The sequence below is a fragment of the Rhodococcus sp. MurmanLake-1 genome (assembly GCF_056945715.1).
This window is the reverse complement of sequence record NZ_JBWZNF010000024.1, coordinates 1-22,759: the sequence shown is the minus strand read 5'-3', so window position 1 is coordinate 22,759 and position 22,759 is coordinate 1. Positions and strand designations below refer to the sequence as shown.

Below are 22,759 nucleotides of genomic sequence, written 5' to 3'. Positions count from 1 at the left end.
AGGGCTGCTTTCAACTCAGGCTCAGCAGCTGCCGAGGCCGCCGCAGGCCCGGCGACAAGGAACAGGGCGCGAGCTTCGCTCTCGGTGAGGCCTGATAGGTCTGTGCGTCCGCCACCAAGAAGACGCCACCCACCGGAACGACCCTGGATCGAATAGATGGGGACCCCGCCATGCCTAGCGCGTCCAGGTCGCGGCGCGCAGTCCGTTCAGAAACCTCGAGCTCCTTGGCGACCTCTGCGGCCGTGACCTGCTCACGCCGCTGCAGCATCAGGAGGATGGCAACCAAACGATCCGATTTCATGATTTCTATCCTCCCCGAAAAACCGGTCACTAGATGACCTATTTAGGGATCTACCTTGAAAACATGAACACACCAACCCATGAAATTCCGTTCCCTGAAGCCACCGTCATTTCCGTGAACGGCGTTGATCTCGAAGTTTTCGAGGCTGGCCGAGAGAACGCAGGAAATCCGATTGTGCTCTGTCACGGGTGGCCCGATCTCGCGTACACCTGGCGCTATCAGATCCCGGCTTTCGTCGCTGCCGGCTACCATGTGATCGCTCCTAACCAGCGGGGGTTCGGCAACTCGGCCAGACCAGTCGATATCGTCGATTACGATATCGAGCACCTGACGGGTGACCTTGCTGCCCTGCTCGACCACTTCGGTTACGAGAGCGCGACTTTCATCGGTCACGACTGGGGAGCGTTTGTCGTGTGGAGCTTCACGCTGCTGTACCCGCAGCGGGTCGACAAGGTCGTGGCGCTCAGCTTGCCGTACCTCGCGCGCGGCGAAATGCCGTGGCTCGATTTCATGGAGGCAGTGCTGGGAAGCGACTACTATTTCGTGCACTTCAACAAGCAGCCAGGTGTTGCTGACGCGGTCTTCGATGCGGATCCCGCACGTTTTATCAACAACCTCTACCGTCGGGACGAGCCGCTCATGCCGCCCAAACCGGGCATGGCGCTGATCGAGATCGCCCAGGACGACTCTCCGCTCGGCGAGCCTCTGCTCAACGAACGTGAACTGGCAGTCTACGATTCCGCGTTCAAACACTCAGGGTTCACCGGTGGCATCAACTGGTACCGCAACCTCAACCGCAACTGGCACCTGCTCGCAGATGTCAATCCCGTCATCGATCAGCCGGCACTGATGATCTACGGTCTTCGCGACGCGGTCGCCCGCTCGGAGAACCTGTCTACATTCGTTCCCAATGTCGAAGAGCTCAGCTTTGACAGCGGCCACTGGGTCCAGCAGGAACGCCACAGCGAAACCACGAGTGCGATCCTGGAATGGTTGGCCCAGAACTCAGCAGGCAAGGCTGGTTTGAAGCCGTCACCAAAGGTTGTAGGTGTCGCGCTCGATATGGAAACCGTGGCCTGTGTCGTCTGTGCAGACGAGGCCTTCGGTCGAGCTTTCGCACGTGATCGAATCGAGTGTCGTTGTGGAACCGTAGGGGAGGATACGTGCCGCAGCCTTCTTTGGTCCTGGTGTGCATTCGAAGGTGGCGCCGACATTTCGGGTCAGAGTGATTGCGTGACCGAACTCGCCCACAGGGCAATCCGGCGGCGGGGGCGGCGGAATGTAGAAGTACGTATCGGCGGAGCAGGTAACCCGCTCAGGTGCTTTGCTGGTTTCACCGGTGACCTCGCATGCCAGGTTGCCGGAGGGGGACTGGAATCGTTGTGTTTCAGGGAAGCGATCCGCGAGAACTGCGGATGCCACCTTGATGGATACCGCTGCGATCACGACGGCTAGGGCTAACTTGAGTAAGCGGCGCGGTACACGGCTCTTTCGTCGCAGCTGGGTGGGTGGGCGAGGTGCGGGCATCCAGGTGGGTGAGGGTGTGCGGTGGGACTTCCGGTTTGTGAAGTTCGGGATGCGGGGGGATCTGATGAACCTCCGCGTGCCCACGTGAGGGGGAGGTGGTGCGGGGAGTGTTTGCTGCCGTGGCGAGCTCTGCTGTGCGGCGGGCGCCGGCTTCGCGGAGGGTGCGGTGCTGTTCGCGATCGGAATAGGTTGTGGCTGCGTGGAGTTCGGGATGGTCGACGGGCTCGGGGTGGTGGTCGGTCGACGTCGGTGGGGATGTTCGATTTGTTGGGGAAAGCCCTCGGCGACTATGGCTTCCAATGATGGAGACATCGTCGTCATCTGGAGGGACTCGAATGCCTTCGCGACCGATTGTGCACTCCACAGTGGATGCCGCTGCTCGCTGCGGCGGTCGTACAGGTAGCGGCGCAGTGGTTTTAGCTCTCCCACGGCCACGTCGGTTCCGTCACGGAGGTTGACGGCCTCGTCATGCCTCTGTCGACTCGACGAGTCGAAGGCTTTCAACGTCAGCGCCTTGCCGCGCATCGGAAACAGCAGGACCAAACCGTTGACCCACTCCGGTTTGATGCCCGATGCCTGAAAATGGTCCTTTGCAGCGTATGCATTCTCTTCTACCTGACCTACAGGGTTTGAGCCGGCGTGGGAAACATGGAGCGCTGCCGGTTCCCCATCGATGGTCCATTCGCCGTTTACCGAGATCTGGACTGTTCCTGATTGCGGTGATTTGAAGCCCTTCACTTCGACAATCACACAGGCATGCGGGGTCCAGATGATCATGTCGACCTGGCGGTAGCCCTTCGTGGGGTGAGGGATCCTGCAGTTGGCGACGGCCACTCCGCCGAACTCGTTTTTGGATCCGATTGCCCAGCCCCTGAGCCAACGGACCAGCTCCCGCTCGGTACCCGGCAACTGGTCCTCGTCTTGCACAACCACAAGCATCGAAAAGTCCCCTCTGTACGTGTGGCAGGCCTGCGTGCGGGGCGCGAGTGTGGCGAGTCGATCTTTCACGCGTATGTGACATCGACTCCGCTGGTCTTTAACCGAAATCGCGGCGCCGACAGTCTTGATTCGAACGTCCGCGTTTTCGGGAGAGGAAACTCACGGTGAGGGTACATTCCGTTGTGCGGCAGTACTTTCCGAGAAGGTGATGCTAGTCGATGTTCGGGCCGCGAGTGTGGCGCGTGGGGCTCTGGTTGTCCTGTCCTTCGGTGGATGCCCACCGCCGAAACCTGCTTGTCCCAGGGATCGAGGAACTGAACGTGAGATCAGGGGGCGCTGGTCGAGGCGCGATCATTCGTGTCCACCGTCTTCGGGCGCGTCCGCGTAGCTCGGATCCCAGCCCGGTCTTCCGTGGTGATCGTTGAAGAAGTTGTCGGGCGTGGTCGCGCACCGCTATCTGCAGATCGCGAGATCTGCAGATAGCTCGCATCGCGCGCAAGTTCAGATCCCGTGACCTGCAGCCAGGTTGAGTCAAACTAACTTCTGGTGACGCTGGATCAAGTGGTTGCTGTGATGTTCTTTTTCTTGCCGCACCGTAAGACGGCCTGACGAAAGGACGGTGGCAGTTCGGCGAAGAACTGCTCGTCCGCTGCTTCTACGAGGACAACGGCTTCAACCGCCTTCTTTTGTCCGAGTTCGGTGACTTCGATCAGCAGCGCACGTGAATCTTGTGGGTCGACCTCGCGGGTCAGTAGCGCGGCCTTTTCCAGACGCCGTAGAACTTGTGAGGCTGTTTGTGGATCTGTGCCCGCATGGCGGGCGATATCGACCTGGGGCACAGGGCCATCGCTGGAATTGAGCCAGTTGGTGCACGCGAGGATGACGAACTGGGTGTGAGTCAAACCCAACGGAGCCAAACTCGCAGTCACCTGTCGTTGCCATTGCGAGGTCAAATGCCAGAGCAGGAATCCGGGACTTTCACTCCGGGGTTCTGCGAAACGGCTGCTCTCACTGACCACGGGCAACTGCGATGAGCGCGTCCATTTGATTAGGAAAATCGGCGCTGATCTGCGGTCCGATCTCCGGGCCGACCTTGTCTGCCGCTTCGCCGCTGATGGTCAATTGATGAGAGATCTGAGTTCCGCTGCCTACCGGGGTGAATACATGACGGAAAGTTAACAGCAGACCGTTGTATTCCGTCTCGTCCGCGTAGCGTGCGTTTTCTTCGAACTCGGTGACGGTCGATGTCATCGTGTCCTGGCCGGCCGGTGTGACCTTGATTCGTGTCCCGACTGCCAGCGTGCCCTCCGGCTCGAAGATGTCACCGCCTGGGAGCGAGATTTTCCCGGAATGGATGTCCGTGAACGTCTTCCACAGATCTCCAATCGGAAGATCAGTCTCGGTACTGTGCTCCGTTTCCCACATCTCAAACTCCTCAAATCGTCGATTCGCCGGTCACGAACCGCAACCGTCACCGCAACTATAATCAACGCGCTTAGTATTTCAAGTCGGAGGGACGCACTCTTCGGGAATGCGCCCCAAATCGGACAATTTTCGGCGAAAGGTTGCGCTTGCGTGAAACTAGCTCAATACTCATGTTCGAGACGTTGGATCGCTAAACGTCAAGTGCGACAGTAAGTTAGATGTCGATCTAAGGAAAACTCGTTGATCACTACATGGGTTTACTGTTGCTTTGGCTTGATCACACCAACACCAGGGGGCGTCTTGAATAATTTTTGGGGCACATGGGAAGCGACTGCCGAACTCCGCGCAGATCCCGTCACACGCAGAATCGATCCAACATGAACTTACCTACAGCGCTAGTCACCGGCGCAACAGGTGATATCGGAAAGGCCATCGCATCCAGGCTTGCGCAGGATGGCTTCCAGCTGGCCCTTTTCGGTCGCGAGCAGAGTAAATTATCCTCAGCGGCACACGATTTAGCCCTATCGACTACCGTCGACAGCGCTCTGCGAACCGTTGTGTGCGATGTACGCCGCGCCGACGACGTCAGCCGCGCGGTTGACGAACTCGCACGCCAGATCGACACCGTTGAGGTCCTCGTCAACTGCGCCGGAGTATCCGGCGGTGGCATTACTGCGGACGTCGCGCCGGCGGCTTGGGACGATGTAATCGCAACCAACCTGAACGGCACCTTTTACGTTGTGCGAGAGCTCCTTACACGAAAGCTCATACCTCACGGCGGCCGCATCATCAACATCGCCTCCACAGGCGGTAAACAGGGAGTTCTGCATGGATCCCCGTACTCGGCCTCGAAACACGGAGTCGTCGGATTCACCAAATCCCTCGGGCTCGAACTAGCTCGAGAAGGATCCGGTATCACCGTCAACGCGGTGTGCCCTGGATTCGTCGAATCAGCGATGGCGGAGAAAGTACGTCAGAACTACGCCCGGTTATGGAACACCGATACCGCTACCGCCAAGACGCGCGTCGAGGAACGCGTCCCGATCGGACGCTACATAGAGCCTGACGAGGTCGCGGGAATGGTGTCGTACCTTGCCTCGCCGGAAGCTTCCGCAGTGACCGCACAGGCTCTGAACATATGCGGCGGACTCGGAAACGTCTGAACATCGAGAAAACAACACGCACATCCCACCATCGAAAACTTACTGGCGCTCTTCAAGAGCGCCCGGTCGACGAGGAAGGTTTGAAACGACATGACCACGATCGAACACGAACCCATTGGCACCGACCCGTATCCGCGCAAGTGCTATCTACCGTTCATCTTGTACCCGCCGGGCATGCACACAGTGGGGGAGGGCCAGAGTTGGCTCGAATCCAACATCGACATGCAGCAGGACGGTGTGGACTTCGTGTTGTACATCGGAATTCCCTTCTGCCGAACCAGATGTAAGTCGTGCCCGTACTTCATCTCCTTACTCTCGGAGAACGACAGCAGAGGGCGAGAAGAGCGGTATGTCGACGCGCTTGTCAAAGATCTCCGCAAGTGGTCGCGGTACCGCAAATTCGGGGAAGGCACTTTGAAGAACATCTACATCGGCGGCGGTACCGGCAGCGTGCTGAAAACCAAGAATCTTCGCCGGCTGGTGGACGCAGTGTACGAGTTCTACGACGTGGATCCCGACGCCGAATTCACACTGGAAGGTAACGCGCGGGACTTCGACGACGAGAAGATCGACTACGTAACAGAATCGAAGATCAACCGCTTGAGTCTCGGGGTGCAGTCCTTCCAGCCGGAGTTGCTCGGCATCATCGGATCACCTCACGCCGCCGCTGACAGTGAGCGAGTGATCAAAGCCTTCCAAGGAAAAGGCTTCTTCAACATCCAGCTGGACCTGATGTACAACCTCCCGGGTCACTCGTTGGAGATCTGGCACAAAGATCTGGAGCGTTTGAACGAGCTGAACGTGCCCCACTTCACGATCTACCTGTACCGAATTCACAAAGACACGATCCAAGACAAACTCATCGTCAAAGGCAAGATCGACCGCCCGGCGGATCCCGAGTCGGAGATGGTCAAAGCTATGTACGGCGAAGCGAAAGACCTTGCAGAAGCGATGGGCTACGAGATGTACATGGTCGACCATTTCGCGAAACCCGGCTACGAGAACCTGTACAACCATTTCAACTGGAAGGTATACATCGATACCCTCGCGATCGGCCCCGGGTCGTACAGCTACTTCGACGGCTATCGGCTCGGCACCGAAGCCGACGTCGAGAAATACATCGAACGGGTCGAAAACGACGACTTCCTGATCAGCACGATCACCGACCGGATGAGCCCACGTGTTCAACGCGAGCGGTATGTGATTTTCGCGTTGTTGTACTACGAAATCGAGTTCGGTTTCTACAAGGAGAAATTCGGAACAGATTTCCTCGACGACTTCGCCGACGAAATCGCGCGAATTGTCGGACGTGGCTTGGTCGAAGTCCTCGACGACCGGATCCGCCTGACCGACAGGGGAATCAAGTGGCATACCAACGTCATTCTCGAGTTCTTCAACGAGAAATTCTGGGGAGACACCGCTTCGCTTCGAGAACCGAACTGGTCGCTGAACGGCGTCATGGTCGAAGTCGGTGCCCACCCACGTGAATATTGGCTGGGCGATGAAGACATCACGTCGTATTCCCCACTCGCGCAGAACGAGTCGTAATGAATGTCACGCTCGTCACCTCCTCGACCGTCACATCGTGGGCGCCTGGCCATGATGTGTGGGCGTTGTGGGTGGATGTACGCGGGTGGCCGGCATGGGACGACTCGATCCGGTCAGTCGAATTCGACGGTCGCTTTGCCCCTGGTGCCGAGCTGAAGGTTCAGGAGAACGACGGCGACCCGCTGCTTACCCGATTGATGAGTGTGTCTCAGGGTGAAGAGTTCACCACCTGCACCGATCTGCGGTCCGGCATTATTCGCACCGCGCGGCATCGGCTCAGTGCGTCCGGCCCCCTGGCAACAGTGACCCATGAAATCGAAGTAGTTGTTCCAGAGTCCGCGATGCGGGACTACCTAACCGGGCCGTGGGTTCGCATTCAACGGGATCTTCCGAATCGACTGTGGGAGATGGTGGACCTTGCCTCCCCGGTGTGAGGCCCCCCGCACGCTGCTCGATGTCCTTTACACCGGTGGTCGGGTTGTAGCGGGAGGGAAAACTTTCACCCGTCACGACCTACTCTCACTCACCGCTGGATATGTCGAACAGTTGCTCCTTGCGGGACTTCGGCCCGGAGATCGTGTCGTCGTCGCTCTCGATCACGACGTCCCGGGTATGTGCATGATGGCGGCCGGCAGTGCACTCGGTCTGGAAATGGCACTGCCGTACAACTTGGCCTCCGCCCGGGAAAGCGAACTACAAGCTTTGATGGACGCCACCCAGGCCCGCGCGCTCGTCGACGCACGTCGGCCAGTCACGCAACATCGCGACGGATCGATTTCGTTGCAGCGAAACATCGGCGATCCATCGACTCTCCGTCGATACGCCGACGCGGGCCCAATCGAACGGTTTCTCGTTCTTTTCACCAGCGGTTCGTCCGGTGCACCCAAAGCCGTGAGCATCTCGGAGCGCACCGTTCTCCGTCGAATTCGCGCGGTGACATCACGATTGAAATTCGGTGAGTCGTCAAAGGTCTTGCTGACAGGCCTTCTGACCAACACCACCGGAGTCATCTTCGGATTCGGTTCACTACTGAACGACAGCACGCTCGTCATACCGAACGGAAACACGCCGCAGGATTGGGTTCGCTCAGTCGTTGAACACCAGATCACGCATCTGATGTTGCGGCCGGCCGCCTTCGACCAGTTCATCAGATACGCCGACGAGGGCGATTTCGACCTGAGCACCATCGAAACCCTCGCATACGGTGCCGCGCCGTTGCCCGCCGACGTGCTGCGACACGCGCGCAGACTTGTGGGCGGCGACCTTGTCCAAGGTTACGGACTCAGCGAAACATACGGCCCCTTCATCTGGACCACTGCAAATCAGGTCGACGGTCTCACCGCGCCGCCCGCGGGCTATCTTCTCGGCCAACCCGACGAAACAGCCTCGATCTCGTTGCGCACCTTCAAAGACCATCAGAAGGGGCAAGGAGAATTGTGCATCGACAGCGACGTCGTGATGAATGGGTATCTCTCCTGGACAGGACAGACCGAACACTGCCACCGCCCTGAGATACCTTTCCGCACCGGCGATATCGTCCAGATATCGGACGACCGTGTCTGGCTGCTCGGTAGGGAATCCGCCATGGTACTTACCCACGACGGCCACCGGTTCTTTCCGGAAGAGGTTGAGCTGATCGCACAAGAGGCGAGCGGGTTCGCCGATATCGCCGTCTCGCAATTGAGTCATCGCGGGCACCATGTTGCCGCATTGTGCGTATCGAGAGCAGCGCCGGAGGGCGTCGCCGAGCGGGCATTACACGGCATACGCGCTCGATTGAGTCCTGAAAAGTGGCCTGATGCGGTCCTCGAAGTCGATGGTTTCCGGCGTGGTGAAAACGAAAAACTCGATCGAGTCACGCTGCGCGACGCGGCAACTCGCGCACTACAGGAGGGAAATGACGGTGCATTCATTCGTTGACGGCGCGGTTTGCCACGACATTCCGACGCGAGTCGTACGGCATTCAATCGTATGTGCAGTTCCTGCAAAGACGGTATTCGATGCGATACTCGACGTGGAAACGGCCACCCGAGATCTCGACTTCGTCGATGTCCATGTCGTGCATCGATGTGCAACTCACGCATCCTTGGATTTCACCGCGAAAGTTGGTGACGACGAACGTAGTTGGAGGTCAGAACGTACGATTCACCATGACTTGCTCGCGGTGGACGCATGCATCGACCCTCCGATTCCCCCGTGTCGATCGATGACGACTCACTGGCGGGTTCTCCCGCGAGGTCCGCGGACAGCGGAAATCGTCGTCGAGCACCGTCTGCAACTCTCCGGCAACACCGAGCAGGTCGAATCGTTCTTGAGCGGGTTGGATTCGAATGCCACCCGCGAGCTGGCACAAATCCGTGAGCATGTCGAAACCGGTAGCAACGGTATGAGACCGGCGCGGGTACCGGTCGAGCTCGTCGAAGCGATAGGGAACTTTCTTCCCCGTCTGATGTTCCTCGAAGCGCGCTATGCACCAACCGTGACATGGGGAGACGTATCGATCGCACTTGCTGATTTCGACCCACTGTTACGTACGCACCCCCATACGGAACCGTTTTGGCGCGAATGGCTTCGGGTGTGGAGCGCACGAGCGGACGTCCATGCTGCTCATGCTGTTTCGAGTGGCGGTGCCACCGCGCGCCGAGCGCATCGCTCCGCCGCTGCCTGCTATCACTGGGCGCAGTTCTTGTATTTCGACGATGTCGAGGTCAAACGCTCACTCAAAGGAAAGACCCGATCACACTTCCTGCTATCCCTCCCGCCTACGAGCGGGATCGAAAAACACACGATCACCGTTCGCCGTAAGGATGTCGACGTCGAAGTGCCCTGCCTCATCGCCTTCCCCGAGGGGGACGCGCCCTCACCGGAGGGACATCCGTGGATCATGTTCAGCAATGGCTTGGACTCGTCGACGGAGGTAGAGCCACTCTCGATCGGGGAGCGGTTCCTCGACCGAGGTATCGCAGTGGTACTACCCGAGCTTCCCGGCCTCGGTGTGCAGACCGGCGTAAACGGATTTGCTTCGGATGTCGTGCGATTGCTCGACCAACTCTTCGTGGCATTGACACTCGACCCGAGGCTGAGTCGACAGGACAGAGCATTCGGCGGAATAAGCTTCGGCGGTCAAGTTGCGCTCAACGTGGCCGCGAACACCGACACCGCGCTCTCTTGCGTGGTCAACCTGTCAGGAGGACCGGCACCGACGTCAGTGCAAGACCTACCGCGTCGGTTGGTGGCTGATTTCACCTGTGTTTTCGGCACACACACTGTGGCAGAACTGGCGCGCCGGCTCGACGCTTTGGCGGTCCATCGCGAAAGCACACCGCGGTGCCCTGTTCTGAGCGTGCATGGCGCTCTCGACGACATCTATCCCGTTGCCGTACTCGAGGATCTAGATGAGGGGTGGGGCGAGATGCACGAACTGTGGGTTCTGCAGGACGAGGCTCACGTGTGTCTCAATAGTATCGCCGAACTCGCTGAAGACACCGCAGATTGGGTAGCGAGACGACTGAACATCTACCGCGATATTCCACGGCCGCGGGCGGTCGAGGCGCAAGCGGCCAGGAACGCGTCATGACTCCGTCGACGGAACACACAGTCGCACCGGATGCGATCACCCGCACTACATGGACAATCGCTTCCTTGGTTGTCGCGGGTGCGTTCATGACTCAGCTCGATGCCGCACTCTTGCAGGTCAGTCTGGACAAGCTGAGCTCGGATCTCGACGTGGCGGTGTCGTCCGGACAATGGTCGGTCTCGGCATACCTGCTCGCCACAGGAATCGGTATGCCCGCATCAGCATGGTTGTGCCGAAAGTTTGGTGCAGGTCGTACCTGGTGGTGGTGCGTCCTTGCCTTCGTCGCGGCGTCGGCATTATGTGCACTGAGTCCAAGTCTCGGGTGGCTCGTTGCCATGAGAGCACTGCAGGGCCTCGCTGCCGGCGGGATGCTCCCGGCGGGACAGACCTGCATCGTTCAGGCCGCCGGCCCCAAAGCTATCGGTCGCGTGATGGCTACGGCGGGGACTGCTCTGGTTTTCGCGCCGGCTCTGGGCCCCGTCCTGGGCGGATGGATGATGACGCATTACCCGTGGCCTTGGCTGTTCTTGATCAACATCCCCGTGGGATGTGTCGTCTTGCTCACCGCAAGGCGGGTTCGTTTGCCCGACAGCACGGCTCCGCACGGAAGGTTCCCTGCGGCGGACTTCGTGTTCACCGCGTCGGCGTTGACACTGCTGACTTTAGGACTCGGGGATCTCGCGGACCTGCGGATTCTGAACGGTGTCAGTTTCGTTGCCGGCGCTGCCTTGTGCATGGCGCTCTTCGTATCGCGGTCTCGCCGAGGCAACGTACTCCTCGACGTACGGCTATTCAAACACCCGGTCTTCGCGATTGCATCGGCAGTCGGGTTTCTCGCCGGCGCAACACAATTCGGCACCCTCATTCTCGTTCCGCTCCACTTGCAGAAGGCGCACGGGTGGAGCGCGCTCGACGCCGGTTACGCCATGGTGGCGTTCGCGATCGGTAGCGCGGCACTCGTGTTCACCGGGAAATATGTCGACAAGTACGGAGGTGCGGTCGTTGTGTTGTGCGGTGCAGCAGTGACAGTGGTAGCGAGTGCGTTGTTGGCGTTGAGCAGTGATCGGGTCGCAGTCGTCGAACTTTCGCTGGTGATGCTCGGAATCGGAATGGCGCTCAGTATCGTACCTTCCGCTACGGCGTCGTACCGGGCAGTCGCTAAGGAATCCATGCCAGACGCTGTGGCGTTCAACAACATTGTTCTCCGAGTTGGAGGAGCGATCGGATCATGCGTCCTCGTCGTTCTCTTCGAACGACTCGGCGCCCCGTCGAATGTGCCTTTCGCCGTGCTCTTCGGCATGACCGTCCTGTTGTTGGTGTGCGCAGTACTGCTGTCCGTGAATACACGAAACGAAGAAAGGAAGCTCCGATGAGGGCCTGGTTGGGGGTCGTATCAGCCGATCATGTTGCCCGCGCGGTCTCGGAGGGAGTTGCCCAGGTCTGTCACGGCCGTCGCGCGCCGTTGGCCCGCATGCGCGACGGCGACATACTTGTCTACTACAGCCCCAAGACGTCACGTACGGACGGGACGACCCTGAAAGCCTTCACTGCGGTGGGAGAGATACGCGGCGAAGAGATTTGGCAAGTGGATATGGGAGCGGGATTCACTCCTTTCCGCCGCACTGTCGACTGGGACACGTCCGTGAAACCCGTTGCCCTCTCCGCCGTCCAGCATGATCTCGAACTGACATCCAGGACGAATTGGGGTTATGAACTGCGTCGCGGACTGCTACCGCTCTCCTTTGCCGACCTCGAGGTCATCAAGAGTCGGGCCCGTGGAGAATCATCCTTCCCGAGAACAGGTGCATCGTCATGAAAAACCCTCCATCCGAGCAACTTCGGGATGATTTGTCGACTATCGTCGCAATTACCGGTATCGGCGTGCGCGCCCCAGGCTCAGGCAGCCGCGATCAGTTCTGGGATCTGCTCCGCCATGGTCGCACCGCTACTCGCCCGATCACACTTTTCGATACGACCGGTTTCCGCTCCCGTATTGGCGGTGAATGTGATTTCAACGCTGCGGAGGAAGGACTGTCCGTCCGCGAACGTCGACGAATGGACCGAGCGACTCAACTGGCGGTGGTATGCGCCGGTGAAGCCTGGACCGACGCGGGGCTCGATACCGAAGAGCCCGATCCCGTAAGGGTATCTGTCACGATCGGTAGTGCCGTCGCTGCTGCCACCTCCCTCGAACAGGAATATCTGGTCATGTCCGACGGAGGGCGATCGTGGGAAGTGTCGGAGGATTATCTGAGTCCTCACATGTTCGATTACCTCTGTCCTGCAGCCTTACCCGCGGAGGTTGCGTGGCGCGTCAAAGCTCAAGGGCAGGTCAATCTCATCTCTGACGGATGCACCTCTGGTCTTGATGCCGTCAGCACCGGCGTCGATCTCATTCGGCGAGGCAGAGCGGACATTGTGGTGGCAGGTGCGACCGACGCACCACTTACCCCGATCGTCGCCGCATGCTTCGACGCGATTCGGGCGACGTCACCACTGAACGAGTCCCCGGAAACTGCGTCCCGTCCTTTCGATATGACGCGTGCCGGCTTCGTACTCGCCGAAGGCGCGGCAATGCTCGTACTGGAGCCTCTCACGCAAGCTCTGGCCCGGGGAGCGCACGTGTACGCATGCATAGGTGGGCATGCCACCCAACTCAATGCCCATCACATGACAGGACTTCGAAGCGACGGCGTAGAGATGGCCGAAGCGATCAAACTCTCCCTCCAGCGCGCACACGTCCCGCTCGGCAGAGTCGACTACATCAACGCGCATGGATCCGGTACCACGCAAAACGACCGGCACGAGACAGCGGCGTTCAAGAAGGTGTTCGGGGATGGCGCATACCAGATACCGATCAGCTCCATCAAATCGATGGTCGGCCATTCACTCGGCGCTATCGGCGCAGTCGAACTCGCAGCATCCGCGCTTGCGATCGACAGGGGATTCATCCCCCCGACCGCGAATCTGAATCAATCCGATCCGGACTGCGATCTGGATTATGTGCCGCTGGTCGGGCGCTCCGCCACGTTGCGGAACGTGATCAGCGTAGGAAGCGGATTCGGAGGATTCCAGTCCTGCGTTGTCCTTCAATCACTCGAGGAGGTCTCATGACCGCAGTCGTCACCGGATACGGTGCTGTCACTCCCGCAGGCACCGGCGTCGACCAATTGTGGGAGTCGATATCGGCGAGAACGAACCACATCACGGTACGGCCGCCCAACACAGATGGAAGTATCTACCGGCACACACTCCAGGCCCGCGTCGTCGAGGACGTCTCGACTCTGATTCCTAGTCGGTTGGTCAAACAGACCGATGTCTCCACACAGCTGGCATTGGTGGCTGCCGAGCAAGCACTCGAGATGTCCCAGGTGACGGTAAACAGCGACCCTTTCACCCTGGGAGTGTGTACGGGAAACGCGCTCGGAGGTTTCGCCTTCACCCACAACGAATTTCGCAAGTTGTGGGCCCAAGGGCCGGCGGCGGTCAGCGTCTACGAATCCTTCGCCTGGTTTTATGCAGTCAATACCGGCCAGATCTCGATCAGACATGGACTGAAGGGCCCCGGCCGGGCAGTGGTCACCGAACAAGCCTCCGGACTCGATGCCATCGGAGCGGCCCTCGATCGTATCGACGACGGAACACAAGCGGTTCTGACCGGGGGTGCAGACTCCGCATTTGACCCATGGGGGTGGGTAGCACATGCCGCCAGCGCTCGCATGACCTCCTCGACAGACCCCAAACGGGCCTATCAACCGTTCAGTCCCCCCGCCAGCGGGTACGTTCCGGGCGAGGGCGGAGCAATGCTCGTCCTCGAAGACCACCAAGCGGCAACTTCACGACATGCCCACGCCCTCGGCACGATCCTCGCCCACGCCTCGACCTTCGATGCACAAGGGGACAAGTCAGGTTCAGGACTCGCACGAGCAATTCGCGAGTGCCTACGCCGTGCCGATGCCAGCCCAGCTGACGTAGACGTCGTCTATCTCGACGCAGTTGGCACTCCCGATCAAGACACATCCGAAGCCCATGCAATCCGATCCGCACTCGAAGGGAAGACGACTCCCTGCACCGCCCCCAAGACCGGATACGGGCGCCTCTTCTCCGGATCCGGACCCGTCGACGTGATCACCGCACTACTGGGGTTCGAACACCACGTCATCCCAGGCACCCCCACCGCGGACGAAAACCCACCCATCGACCACGACATCGACTTGGTCATCCACGCTCGTCACCAACAAAATCTCGACCTGGCACTCGTGCTCTCGCGCGGCCGTTTAGGCTTCAACTCCGTTGTCGCTGTAGCTCGTTAACGATTCCACTACGAGAAAGTCACACCATGAAAATCACTGCCACCGATATCCTCACTTCGCTCCGCTCCGAGGCAGGAGAACCCGAAATCGCCGGCGACGCGGAACAACTCTTGGACACCTCGCTCGATGACCTGGGATACGACTCCCTTGCCGTCATCGGAACCGCTACGGCTTTGCGCACCAAATTCGGAAAAGTCATCGAAGACAAAGACCTGGTCGAGGCCCATACACTGAGGGATCTGGTGGATCTGGCCAACGCCTCATGAAAAGCACACACGAAATCACCATCGCCGCTGAATCTTCCGACATTTTCGACCTGATTGCTCGCGTCGACCGATGGCCGGCGATATTCGAACCTACAATCGGGGTTGAAGTGCTCCATCGCGAGCAGGCGGGGGACACACTTCACGAGGATCTGCAGCTGGTCGCGACAGTAGATACAGCCGTCAGGACATGGCGCTCCCACCGCGAAATCTGTACACGTTCAGGCAAAGTGAGCTTCGAGCAAATCCATGCGACCGCCCCATTCACCCGAATGTCCGGGGGCTGGCACGTCAGCCTGAATGATCGCGGGTGCGCAGTCCGTCTAGAACACGATATAGACCTGCAACCCCACACAAGCCCGGAGCAACGGACGTGGGCTCGCGAAGCAGTCCATGCCAACTCGACCCGGGAATTGCAGATACTGAAGAGGTTGGGAGAGTTGACGAGACCAGTCAAGGATCTACTGGTCGATGTCGTAGACCATGTGGATGTCGACAACGTCGAAGAAGCGATGTCCTGGGTTTGGGATGCCGAACGATGGACCGGAACCGTGCCGCATGTTCGCCACGTGAACGTCGACTCCCCCTCCATCGATACCCAACGGATCGAGATGACGACGATATCGTCCCCCGACAAGACCCAGACCACCACATCGACACGGTTCCGCACGCCCAACGTCATCCACTACAAACAACATCAGACACTGCCCACACTACTCAGCCACGCAGGGTCGTGGTCGTTTGCCCGCGACGCATCGGAAGGTCCCGCCGGAGCTGTGACCGTACGACACCTGGCGCTACTGGACCCTGCCATCTCCGAAGGACTCGACGACCTCCGAGAAACTCTGGGACAGGCATTCCTCGCCAACAGTCGCTCGTTACTGGAGAAACGTCCCCGATGAACACACCCGACACGTTCACACAACTCTCAGAACGGGTATGGGCATATCTCCAGCCGAATCAAGGATGGTGTGTCAGCAACGCCGGTGTCATAGCTGGGTCACACACAGCATTGATCGTCGATACCCTTGCGACAGAACGACGAACCCGAGAGTTTTTGTCCAAGGTCACGGAGGTGATTCCGCCCGACGTGGAAATCACGGCAGTGAACACCCATGCTCACGGAGATCACACCTTCGGTAATTGTCTACTGCCCGCCGATTGTTCAATCTACGGAACCGCTGAAACAGTGTCCGAAATGAAGACCGTGGGACTCGGTCTGCAACAACTGTGGCCGCAAGTCGACTGGGGAGATATTGCGGTCGTAACCCCTAACCGCATCATTTCCGAGCCAACCATCGTCGATCTCGGCGGCGGAGTTCAGGTAGTCCTTCGACCCGAACCGCACAGTCATACCGCCGGCGATGTCAGTGTCTGGTACCCCGACGACAGAATTCTGTTTGCAGGCGACCTCATCATGAATCAAGTCACTCCGTTCTTTCTCTTCGGTGACGTGAAGAAGGGATCGGAAGTCATCACCGCCCTCGGCCGATTGGACCCGACCGTCCTCGTGGCAGGTCACGGCCCGCTCGGTGATCCGCAAACCATGATCAGTTCGAATATCCAGTACTGCGACTGGATTCAGGAACAGGCAAGTCGAGCGGCACACGCGGGGGTGTCCATCGAGGAGCTCGCCCTGTGGATTGAACCATCGCCGTTGCAAGGATGGTCGGAGTCCGAGCGCGACATAGTCAATGTGTATGCCGAAGCGGTGCGGAACGGCGTGGACGGCTACGGCAGTCAGATCGACGTCGATCTGGCCTTCGACCTGATGCGACAGGTCCTCGGCCATGAACCGCTCACCTCCGCATAAGTGAGGCATAGTGTTGCGGCAGCAAAAGAGTTGGAACGGTTACGCAAGACGAACGCCGAATTGCGTTTGGACAGAGCAGTTTTGAAACAAGCGGCCTTACAATCACAGGGTCAGTGCAAAAGTGCAGTTGAAGGACGGTGAGAGTGTCGAAGACCGGCCGGCCAGGCATGTCGGATGAAGAGAAGACGGAGTTGTGGCGCCGATGGCGGTCCGGAGACTCGATCAGCGTCATCTCCCGAGCGTCGAGAAAGCTGCCGGGGTCGGTGTTGACGGCACTGAAGTACCACGGCGGCATCGCGCCTGAGCCTGTCAAGGATCGAACGAACTCTTTGACTCTTGTTGAACGTGAGGTTATTTCGCGGTCAATTGTGTCGGGCGACGGGGTTCGGTCGATCGCCTCAGCTTCCGGCCGGGCGCCCTCGACGGTGAGTCGGGAGATCAACAGGAATGGTGGACCGCACGCCTATCGAGTTGCGGCTGCACAGGAACGTGCCGGTGCACAGGCAAAACGACCCAAACCATGCTTGTTACAGCAACGACCAGCGCTGCGCGAGAAAGTGGTGTCGATGCTCGAAGACGAGTGGTCGCCGGAGCAGATCGTCGGCCACTTGAGCCTGCACCACTCTGGTGACGAGGCGTTGGAGATCAGCCACGAGACGATCTACCGCTCGATCTACACCACTCGGTGGGGTGTCATTCCGCAGAAACTGTGCAAGTGATGCTCCTATGGTGTCAAATCGGTTTTTCGGAGCCATGTTTCGTAGGTGGTGAGGAAGGTAGCGTCGTGGACTCGCCCGTTCTCCGCGAGTGAGATTTTGGCGATGCTGACGCCGAGCGCTGCGGCCGCTTGGAGTTGGATGAGTCCGCGTTCTTGGCGGAGCGGTCGAAGCTTGCGGTGATCGATAGCGGGGACAGGGTTGGTGATGAGTGTGAAGACTTCTCGAGCGATCGCGCGTTTGAGGCAGCGGAGGATTTCCTTGGTGCCCTTGCCTTCCTGCTGCTTACGAGTCATGTAGTCGCGGGTTCGTTGGTCGTAGGTCATTCGTGTGAGGGCGATTTGATGCAAGGCGGAGTTTGCATGCCGATCGCCGCCGCGATTGAGCCGGTGGCGGGTGGTCTTGCCGCTGGAAGCTGGAATAGGGCTTGTCCCGCAGAGTGCCGCGAAAGACGCTTCCGACTTCAGTCGATCGGTGTTTCCACCGGCAGTGATCAATAGTTGTGCGGCGGTGACGGTTCCGATGCCCTTGGTCTGCGCCAGCCCCGGGTTGATCTGAAGCACCAACTGCTCGAGGTCGGCCTCCAGTACGTCGATTTCCGCGGTGAGGTGCTGGTACCGGCGTGCCAGAGATTTCAACGAGGACAGGATTGTGCGGGTGAGCATGTTTTCTTCCGATGCCGGCCTCGTGCGGGCCAAGGCGGGAAACAGTGCAGTGTCGGTGGAACTGCGGAACCGGGCCCGAATCTGCTCGGGTGCGGTTACCAGCAAACTTTTGATCTGAACGCGAGTAGCAGTTCGTGCTTTGACCGCACTGCGACGCGCTGCGTGGATGTAGCGGGCGGCCTCGACGAGACCGTCGAGTTGTTTCGGTTCCGGATGATCGTCGGTGGCCAAAGCCGCTGACGCGGCTGCGTAGGCGTCGACCTGGTCGGACTTTCCTCGCATCCGCCGCACTTGCCGATTCGGACGGATCACCTCGACGACACGGACGCCGGAATCCTTCAAATGCTGGGTGATCCCAGCGCCGTACGAGTGGGTGCCTTCGACGCCGACCCGGCGGACAAGGCCGAACGCGGCGATGTAGGCGGCGATCGCTGTGTAGCCCTTCAAAGTTGTCGGGAATCCCGCATCGCCGAGCCGTCGACCGGTGGTATCGATCACGGCGACATGATGAGTGTCGGCATGGGTGTCGATCCCGGCGATGACTTCCTGCTCGATCATTGTCATGATGGATGGTGCCTTCCTGTTACCGAACGAGGGCTCGCCGGTCAGGGAGGGCAGACAAGACGTTGACGGGGCTTCTACCCAAGCTCCTATAAGGTCATGCCAGCCCTGGCCGGTTCGCGGAACCATGCCCGGATGGACAGATCAGATTCAAGGCAACGAGGCCAGTCAACGTCAGGGTCACACCCGGGAACAGGGTGACTTTATTCTTCAACGTCAACGACGGGTTGGAATTGACCCCTTACCGACGGGGCGAGTTCTAGTCATCGTTGCAACACTCGATGGTTTGTCGACCGTATCAAGGCGTCGAAGAGTTGGGCCGGCGTACGGTCGTCGAGAACCACTCGGGGGCGGTTATTGAGTTCGTGCTCAACGGCGCGCAGATGCTCTGGTGTATGGATCCGAAGGTGCCTTTCGGGAAATATTGGCGGAGAAGGCCATTCATGTTCTCGTTGCTGCCTCGCTGCCAGGGCGAGTGCGGGTCACAAAAGTACACATCGATATCGAGGTCGGCGGCGATCGAGCGATGTCTGGCCATCTCGATTCCCTGATCCCAGGTGATCGAACGAAACAGCTCGGGTGGCAGGTCGCTCATTCGTGCTGCGATCGCAGCACGAAGAGTGTCACTGTCACGGCTGGTCAGGTGCAGCAGACGAACTGTTCGCGTAGTGCGTTCGACCAGCGTTCCGATCGCAGATCCCTGATTCTTCCCGATGATGAGATCCCCCTCCCATGCGCCCGCCACACTGCGATCGTCGGGTTCGAAGGGGCGGTCGCCGATACCGAGCATGGGTTGTTGGAAGCGGGGTCGACGACGATGCGGGCGGTAGTGCGCGCGCCGATGGGTCCGCCCCGATCGTAGCGGTGGTGCGGCGATCGGCGGGACGGCAAGTGGGCGCACTAACGCCGAACCCGGCTCGTAGAGGCCCGGTAGATGCTCTCGTGACACAACCACCGATCTGGTCTGTCGGGGAAACGCTGAGGTAGATGTCGAGCGATCTGGCCTGGACTCCACCGGGTTGCAAGCAGTTCGCCGATCACCTCTCGCAGCTCGATGTCGCGGTGCACCCGTCGGCGATGGCGTCGGGCACGGCGTTGCACGGCCTGACGGTGCGCATCGAACGGCCGATATCCGCCCTGTGGGAACTGATTTCGCCGAAGTTCCCGGCTGATCGTCGACGGTGCCCGGCCGAGGGCCTCCGCTATTTTCCGTATGCTCAACCCCGTTCGATGCAGGTCGCCGATCGCGATCCTTTCCTCTTGTGACAGATACCGGGAACTGATCGGGCGGACGGCGAGCCGATCGAGCGGTGGGGTGAATCCGACAACGACACCATCGCGGTACAGCTTCCACCCTCGATGCCAGTTCTTCCCCGTCGACCTCGATACCCCGACCTCACGGGCTGCCGCGCCGATACTCCATCCCCGCGAACGCAGTTCGACGAACCGGGCTCGCTTGGCCGACATGGGCCGGCGTCCCGGGTCTTTTTTCTTTCGACGTGACAATCGCTCCAACACATCCTCCAGCATTTCAGGAGTGTTGCAACGATCAATCGAAACCGCCCCGTCGCTATGGGGTCATTATTAGGCCGCCGTCGACAGCAAGCGGTTACGAACACGGCGACCAATTCGAAAAAACAAGCGGCACACTGTTAAAGGGCAATGGAGGTCGCAGATCATCGATGCACGCCCGATCGTAGATCGGTCCGCAAGTGCTGAGGATCGCAGCGTAACTGGCCACATGGAAGGTGATCTGGTGATCGGTTCGAAGAACAGTCAGGTTGCCACTCTGATGGATCGCAGAGCCCGCTACTTGACGATCGTGCAGACATCCACCCGACATACCACCTCGGTAGTGCCCGCACTGGTACGGGAATATGCACGGATGGATCCGGAACTATGCCGGAGTTTGACCTGGGATCGCGGGATGGAATTGGCCGATCACAAGTTGCTCAGCGCACCGACAGGTATCGAGATGTTCTTTGCGGCGCCGCGTAGTCCGTGGCAGCGAGGGACGAATGAGAACACTGTGACTATTTGAGGTGGCCCAGTCGGGCTGATCGGTCAGGCTGGTATCAGCGATCCGAGGTGACTCCCGAGAATACTGACCACGTTCGCGTGTGCCCTGCATTTGACATGTCCCTTCGGGTTGCCGACACCGGCTGGCCCACTTGTCTTGGCTTGATCTTCGAGCTTGTCCGCCCGCAGGGCGTGACCCCTCACAGTGCTGCCGCGACACGTGACTTCTTCCCAGACCGGTGCCGACCACGATCGCCAACGAAGTGGAAGGCAACCGTAATGACCATGCTTGCAGAAGAATACGATTTCGTCATCGGCGGAGATCCCGACCGCGACACTATCGACCTCGCGATACTCGACACCGTCACCGGTGGCGTTCACGCACACCTTGCGGAGTCTGCGGACGGAGCCGGATATGCCCGCATCCTGGCCTGGGCGCGCAGGCACGCACCCGGTCGACGGATCTGGGCGCTGGAAGGGACCGGAAGCTTCGCCGCCGGACTGTCCGACGTGCTGGCGCAGGCAGGTGAGGACGTCACCGAAGTCGGCAGCCTCAAACGAGCCCGCGGCGCGAAGAACGATCACCTCGACGCAATCCGCGCGGCACGCACCGCTTTGGCGCGCGAACATCAGAGCAGTCCCCGAGCCCGCGGACTTCGGGAAGCGATCCGCGCCCTGACCTCGACCCGCGAAGGGATTCTCGTCAGTCGCACCAAAGCCATCAACGAACTCAAGAGCCTGATCGTCGCCGCACCCGAACACCTCCGCGCCACCCTGCGTGGACTTTCGCTCACCAAGCAACTCTCCCGCATCGAAGCATCGACCGCGGCCACCGTCGAACACCGCGTCACGGTACTGACTTTGCAGGCAATCACCGCCCGGATCCGTTTCCTCACAGGTTAACTCGACGAACTCGATCCGGAGTTGAGTCGTCTGCTGCGCCAACACCCTGCCGGGCCGGCGTTGCTTGCGCAACCGGGCGTCAGCCCTGTCGTGGCTGCCCGGCTGTTGCTCAGCTGGTCTCATCCCGGGCGGGTCCGCAACGAGGCCGCGTTCGCCTCGCTCGCCGGTGTCGCTCCGCTCGAGGCCAGTAGCGGGCAGCGCAGCCGGCACCGTCTCAACCGAGGCGGAGACCGTGCGCTGAATAGGGCATTGCATACCGTCGCGATCACCCGGTTGCGGTGTCATCCGCAAAGTCGCGCCTACGAAGCCCGCCGCACCTTGGAAGGTTGGACGCACCGCGACATTCGACGCTGCCTCAAACGGACCCTCGCCAGGAAGCTCTACCGCGTGATGGAGTCCGCCACCAGAGATGCCAACGCCCTCATCTCTGGTTGACATACATAGGAGCGTCCAATACGCTTTTACGCCAATATCTTCCGAAAGGAATGCACCTCGGGGATCTGAGTCAAGTGGACCTCGATGCCATCGCGGCCAAGCTCAACAACCGGCCCCGGAAGTGCCTCGGATTCCGAACACCTGCGGAGTTTCTAGCGGACGAGACTGTTGCGTTGACAGGTTGAATTTAAGGCGGCCTTCTTCGCCTCCGAACAGAACCGGTAGCGATGTACCGGGTCATCGAAGCGGAGAAGGCCAACTTCACGGTGGTGCGCATGGCTGGGCTGCTGGAGGTGTCGCGTTCGGGGTTCTACAAGTGGCGTGCCGGCGCCCTGGCTGGCCCGTCACCGGCGACACCTGCGCGACGTTTACCACCAGATTGTAGTGGCTGAGCTTCACTTCCTTGGGGTGTGCGGCGGTCCGCGAGCTGTAAGGCAGCACCGATTGCCGTCTACGAAACTGCGTCAGTGATTCGGCCCTGTTGAACATCTAGGCCGACCTGATCCACTCGGGTCCCTTCCACCCAAGGTCCCGGTTCCGCGATCAGCGGTGAATCGCCCAGGCGCTCGATGTCTTCGCGCATCGCACCCA

Annotated in this window: 21 protein-coding genes and 4 pseudogenes; 19 read left to right on the top strand and 6 right to left on the bottom strand. The window is 59.7% G+C overall.

What is annotated here, in order from left to right; genetic code table 11:
• Positions 1 to 10: 10 nt before the first annotated feature.
• Entirely contained in the window at positions 11 to 301 is a 291-nt protein-coding gene (locus tag AC2ETI_RS31550; protein WP_483634940.1) for a helix-turn-helix transcriptional regulator, read from the bottom strand.
• Between the two features lie 63 nt (positions 302 to 364).
• On the opposite strand from AC2ETI_RS31550, the gene AC2ETI_RS31545 reads away from it, so the two are divergent.
• A complete protein-coding gene (locus tag AC2ETI_RS31545) occupies positions 365 to 1,756 on the top strand; it encodes an alpha/beta fold hydrolase (protein WP_483634939.1) in 1,392 nt (463 codons plus the stop codon).
• 615 nt (positions 1,757 to 2,371) lie between these two features.
• Here AC2ETI_RS31545 and AC2ETI_RS31540 read toward each other — a convergent pair.
• From AC2ETI_RS31540 to AC2ETI_RS31530, 3 genes and pseudogenes are all read right to left on the bottom strand, one after another.
• Positions 2,372 to 2,767, bottom strand: a pseudogene (locus AC2ETI_RS31540) (nuclease-related domain-containing protein); the annotation flags it as partial.
• Between the two features lie 557 nt (positions 2,768 to 3,324).
• Positions 3,325 to 3,696 carry a MarR family winged helix-turn-helix transcriptional regulator gene (locus AC2ETI_RS31535; RefSeq protein ID WP_483634938.1) on the bottom strand — a complete coding sequence of 124 codons (372 nt, stop codon included), beginning with the start codon at positions 3,694 to 3,696 and terminating at the stop codon, positions 3,325 to 3,327.
• 79 nt (positions 3,697 to 3,775) lie between these two features.
• A complete protein-coding gene (locus tag AC2ETI_RS31530; protein ID WP_483634937.1) occupies positions 3,776 to 4,192 on the bottom strand; it encodes an SRPBCC family protein in 417 nt (138 codons plus the stop codon).
• 320 nt (positions 4,193 to 4,512) lie between these two features.
• Here AC2ETI_RS31530 and AC2ETI_RS31525 point away from each other — a divergent pair, with 320 nt between their 5' ends.
• From AC2ETI_RS31525 to AC2ETI_RS31460, 14 genes and pseudogenes are all read left to right on the top strand, one after another.
• Positions 4,513 to 5,355 carry an SDR family NAD(P)-dependent oxidoreductase gene (locus AC2ETI_RS31525; protein ID WP_483634936.1) on the top strand — a complete coding sequence of 281 codons (843 nt, stop codon included), beginning with the start codon at positions 4,513 to 4,515 and terminating at the stop codon, positions 5,353 to 5,355.
• Between the two features lie 90 nt (positions 5,356 to 5,445).
• Positions 5,446 to 6,903 (top strand): coproporphyrinogen-III oxidase family protein, encoded by a 1,458-nt coding sequence (locus tag AC2ETI_RS31520; RefSeq protein ID WP_483634935.1) that lies wholly within the window; start codon positions 5,446 to 5,448, stop codon positions 6,901 to 6,903.
• The gene (locus AC2ETI_RS31515; RefSeq protein WP_483634934.1) at positions 6,903 to 7,337 is read left to right on the top strand and encodes an SRPBCC family protein; all 435 of its coding nucleotides are present in this window, start codon (positions 6,903 to 6,905) and stop codon (positions 7,335 to 7,337) included. Before AC2ETI_RS31520 ends, AC2ETI_RS31515 begins: the two co-directional genes overlap by 1 nt.
• Positions 7,321 to 8,823, top strand: a complete 1,503-nt coding sequence (locus AC2ETI_RS31510) for a class I adenylate-forming enzyme family protein (protein WP_483634933.1) — start codon at positions 7,321 to 7,323, stop codon at positions 8,821 to 8,823. Before AC2ETI_RS31515 ends, AC2ETI_RS31510 begins: the two co-directional genes overlap by 17 nt.
• Before the next feature lie 286 nt (positions 8,824 to 9,109).
• Positions 9,110 to 10,480 (top strand): alpha/beta hydrolase family protein, encoded by a 1,371-nt coding sequence (locus AC2ETI_RS31505; RefSeq protein ID WP_483634932.1) that lies wholly within the window; start codon positions 9,110 to 9,112, stop codon positions 10,478 to 10,480.
• Positions 10,477 to 11,853 carry a DHA2 family efflux MFS transporter permease subunit gene (locus tag AC2ETI_RS31500; protein WP_483634931.1) on the top strand — a complete coding sequence of 459 codons (1,377 nt, stop codon included), beginning with the start codon at positions 10,477 to 10,479 and terminating at the stop codon, positions 11,851 to 11,853. Before AC2ETI_RS31505 ends, AC2ETI_RS31500 begins: the two co-directional genes overlap by 4 nt.
• Entirely contained in the window at positions 11,850 to 12,296 is a 447-nt protein-coding gene (locus tag AC2ETI_RS31495) for an EVE domain-containing protein (RefSeq protein WP_483634930.1), read from the top strand. The genes AC2ETI_RS31500 and AC2ETI_RS31495 overlap by 4 nt, the downstream gene beginning before the upstream one ends.
• Entirely contained in the window at positions 12,293 to 13,594 is a 1,302-nt protein-coding gene (locus AC2ETI_RS31490; RefSeq protein WP_483634929.1) for a beta-ketoacyl-[acyl-carrier-protein] synthase family protein, read from the top strand. Before AC2ETI_RS31495 ends, AC2ETI_RS31490 begins: the two co-directional genes overlap by 4 nt.
• Positions 13,591 to 14,793, top strand: a complete 1,203-nt coding sequence (locus AC2ETI_RS31485; protein WP_483634928.1) for a beta-ketoacyl synthase N-terminal-like domain-containing protein — start codon at positions 13,591 to 13,593, stop codon at positions 14,791 to 14,793. The genes AC2ETI_RS31490 and AC2ETI_RS31485 overlap by 4 nt, the downstream gene beginning before the upstream one ends.
• A gap of 26 nt (positions 14,794 to 14,819) precedes the next feature.
• Positions 14,820 to 15,059, top strand: coding sequence for an acyl carrier protein (locus AC2ETI_RS31480; RefSeq protein ID WP_483634927.1), 240 nt, complete (start codon positions 14,820 to 14,822; stop codon positions 15,057 to 15,059).
• A pseudogene (locus AC2ETI_RS31475) lies at positions 15,056 to 15,478 on the top strand (aromatase/cyclase); the annotation flags it as partial. The gene AC2ETI_RS31480 and the pseudogene AC2ETI_RS31475, both read left to right, overlap by 4 nt.
• An 18-nt stretch (positions 15,479 to 15,496) precedes the next feature.
• Positions 15,497 to 15,958 (top strand): SRPBCC family protein, encoded by a 462-nt coding sequence (locus tag AC2ETI_RS31470; protein ID WP_483634952.1) that lies wholly within the window; start codon positions 15,497 to 15,499, stop codon positions 15,956 to 15,958.
• A complete protein-coding gene (locus AC2ETI_RS31465) occupies positions 15,955 to 16,869 on the top strand; it encodes an MBL fold metallo-hydrolase (RefSeq protein ID WP_483634926.1) in 915 nt (304 codons plus the stop codon). The genes AC2ETI_RS31470 and AC2ETI_RS31465 overlap by 4 nt, the downstream gene beginning before the upstream one ends.
• 143 nt (positions 16,870 to 17,012) lie before the next feature.
• Positions 17,013 to 17,588 (top strand): transposase, encoded by a 576-nt coding sequence (locus AC2ETI_RS31460; protein WP_483634925.1) that lies wholly within the window; start codon positions 17,013 to 17,015, stop codon positions 17,586 to 17,588.
• Positions 17,589 to 17,593: 5 nt separating this feature from the next.
• On the opposite strand, the gene AC2ETI_RS31455 is transcribed toward AC2ETI_RS31460, so the two are convergent.
• Complete coding sequence (locus AC2ETI_RS31455; RefSeq protein ID WP_483634924.1) at positions 17,594 to 18,814, bottom strand: IS110 family RNA-guided transposase; 1,221 nt, start codon at positions 18,812 to 18,814, stop codon at positions 17,594 to 17,596.
• A gap of 260 nt (positions 18,815 to 19,074) precedes the next feature.
• A pseudogene (locus AC2ETI_RS31450) lies at positions 19,075 to 20,278 on the bottom strand (IS30 family transposase).
• Between the two features lie 160 nt (positions 20,279 to 20,438).
• Here AC2ETI_RS31450 and AC2ETI_RS31445 point away from each other — a divergent pair.
• The 4 genes and pseudogenes from AC2ETI_RS31445 to AC2ETI_RS31430 form a co-directional block, all read left to right on the top strand.
• The gene (locus tag AC2ETI_RS31445) at positions 20,439 to 20,852 is read left to right on the top strand and encodes an IS30 family transposase (protein ID WP_483634951.1); all 414 of its coding nucleotides are present in this window, start codon (positions 20,439 to 20,441) and stop codon (positions 20,850 to 20,852) included.
• Between the two features lie 263 nt (positions 20,853 to 21,115).
• A complete protein-coding gene (locus AC2ETI_RS31440) occupies positions 21,116 to 21,733 on the top strand; it encodes an IS110 family transposase (RefSeq protein ID WP_483634923.1) in 618 nt (205 codons plus the stop codon).
• 21 nt (positions 21,734 to 21,754) lie between these two features.
• Positions 21,755 to 22,168 (top strand): transposase, encoded by a 414-nt coding sequence (locus AC2ETI_RS31435; protein ID WP_483634922.1) that lies wholly within the window; start codon positions 21,755 to 21,757, stop codon positions 22,166 to 22,168.
• 14 nt (positions 22,169 to 22,182) lie between these two features.
• A pseudogene (locus AC2ETI_RS31430) lies at positions 22,183 to 22,353 on the top strand (IS30 family transposase); the annotation flags it as partial.
• Positions 22,354 to 22,759: the final 406 nt, after the last annotated feature.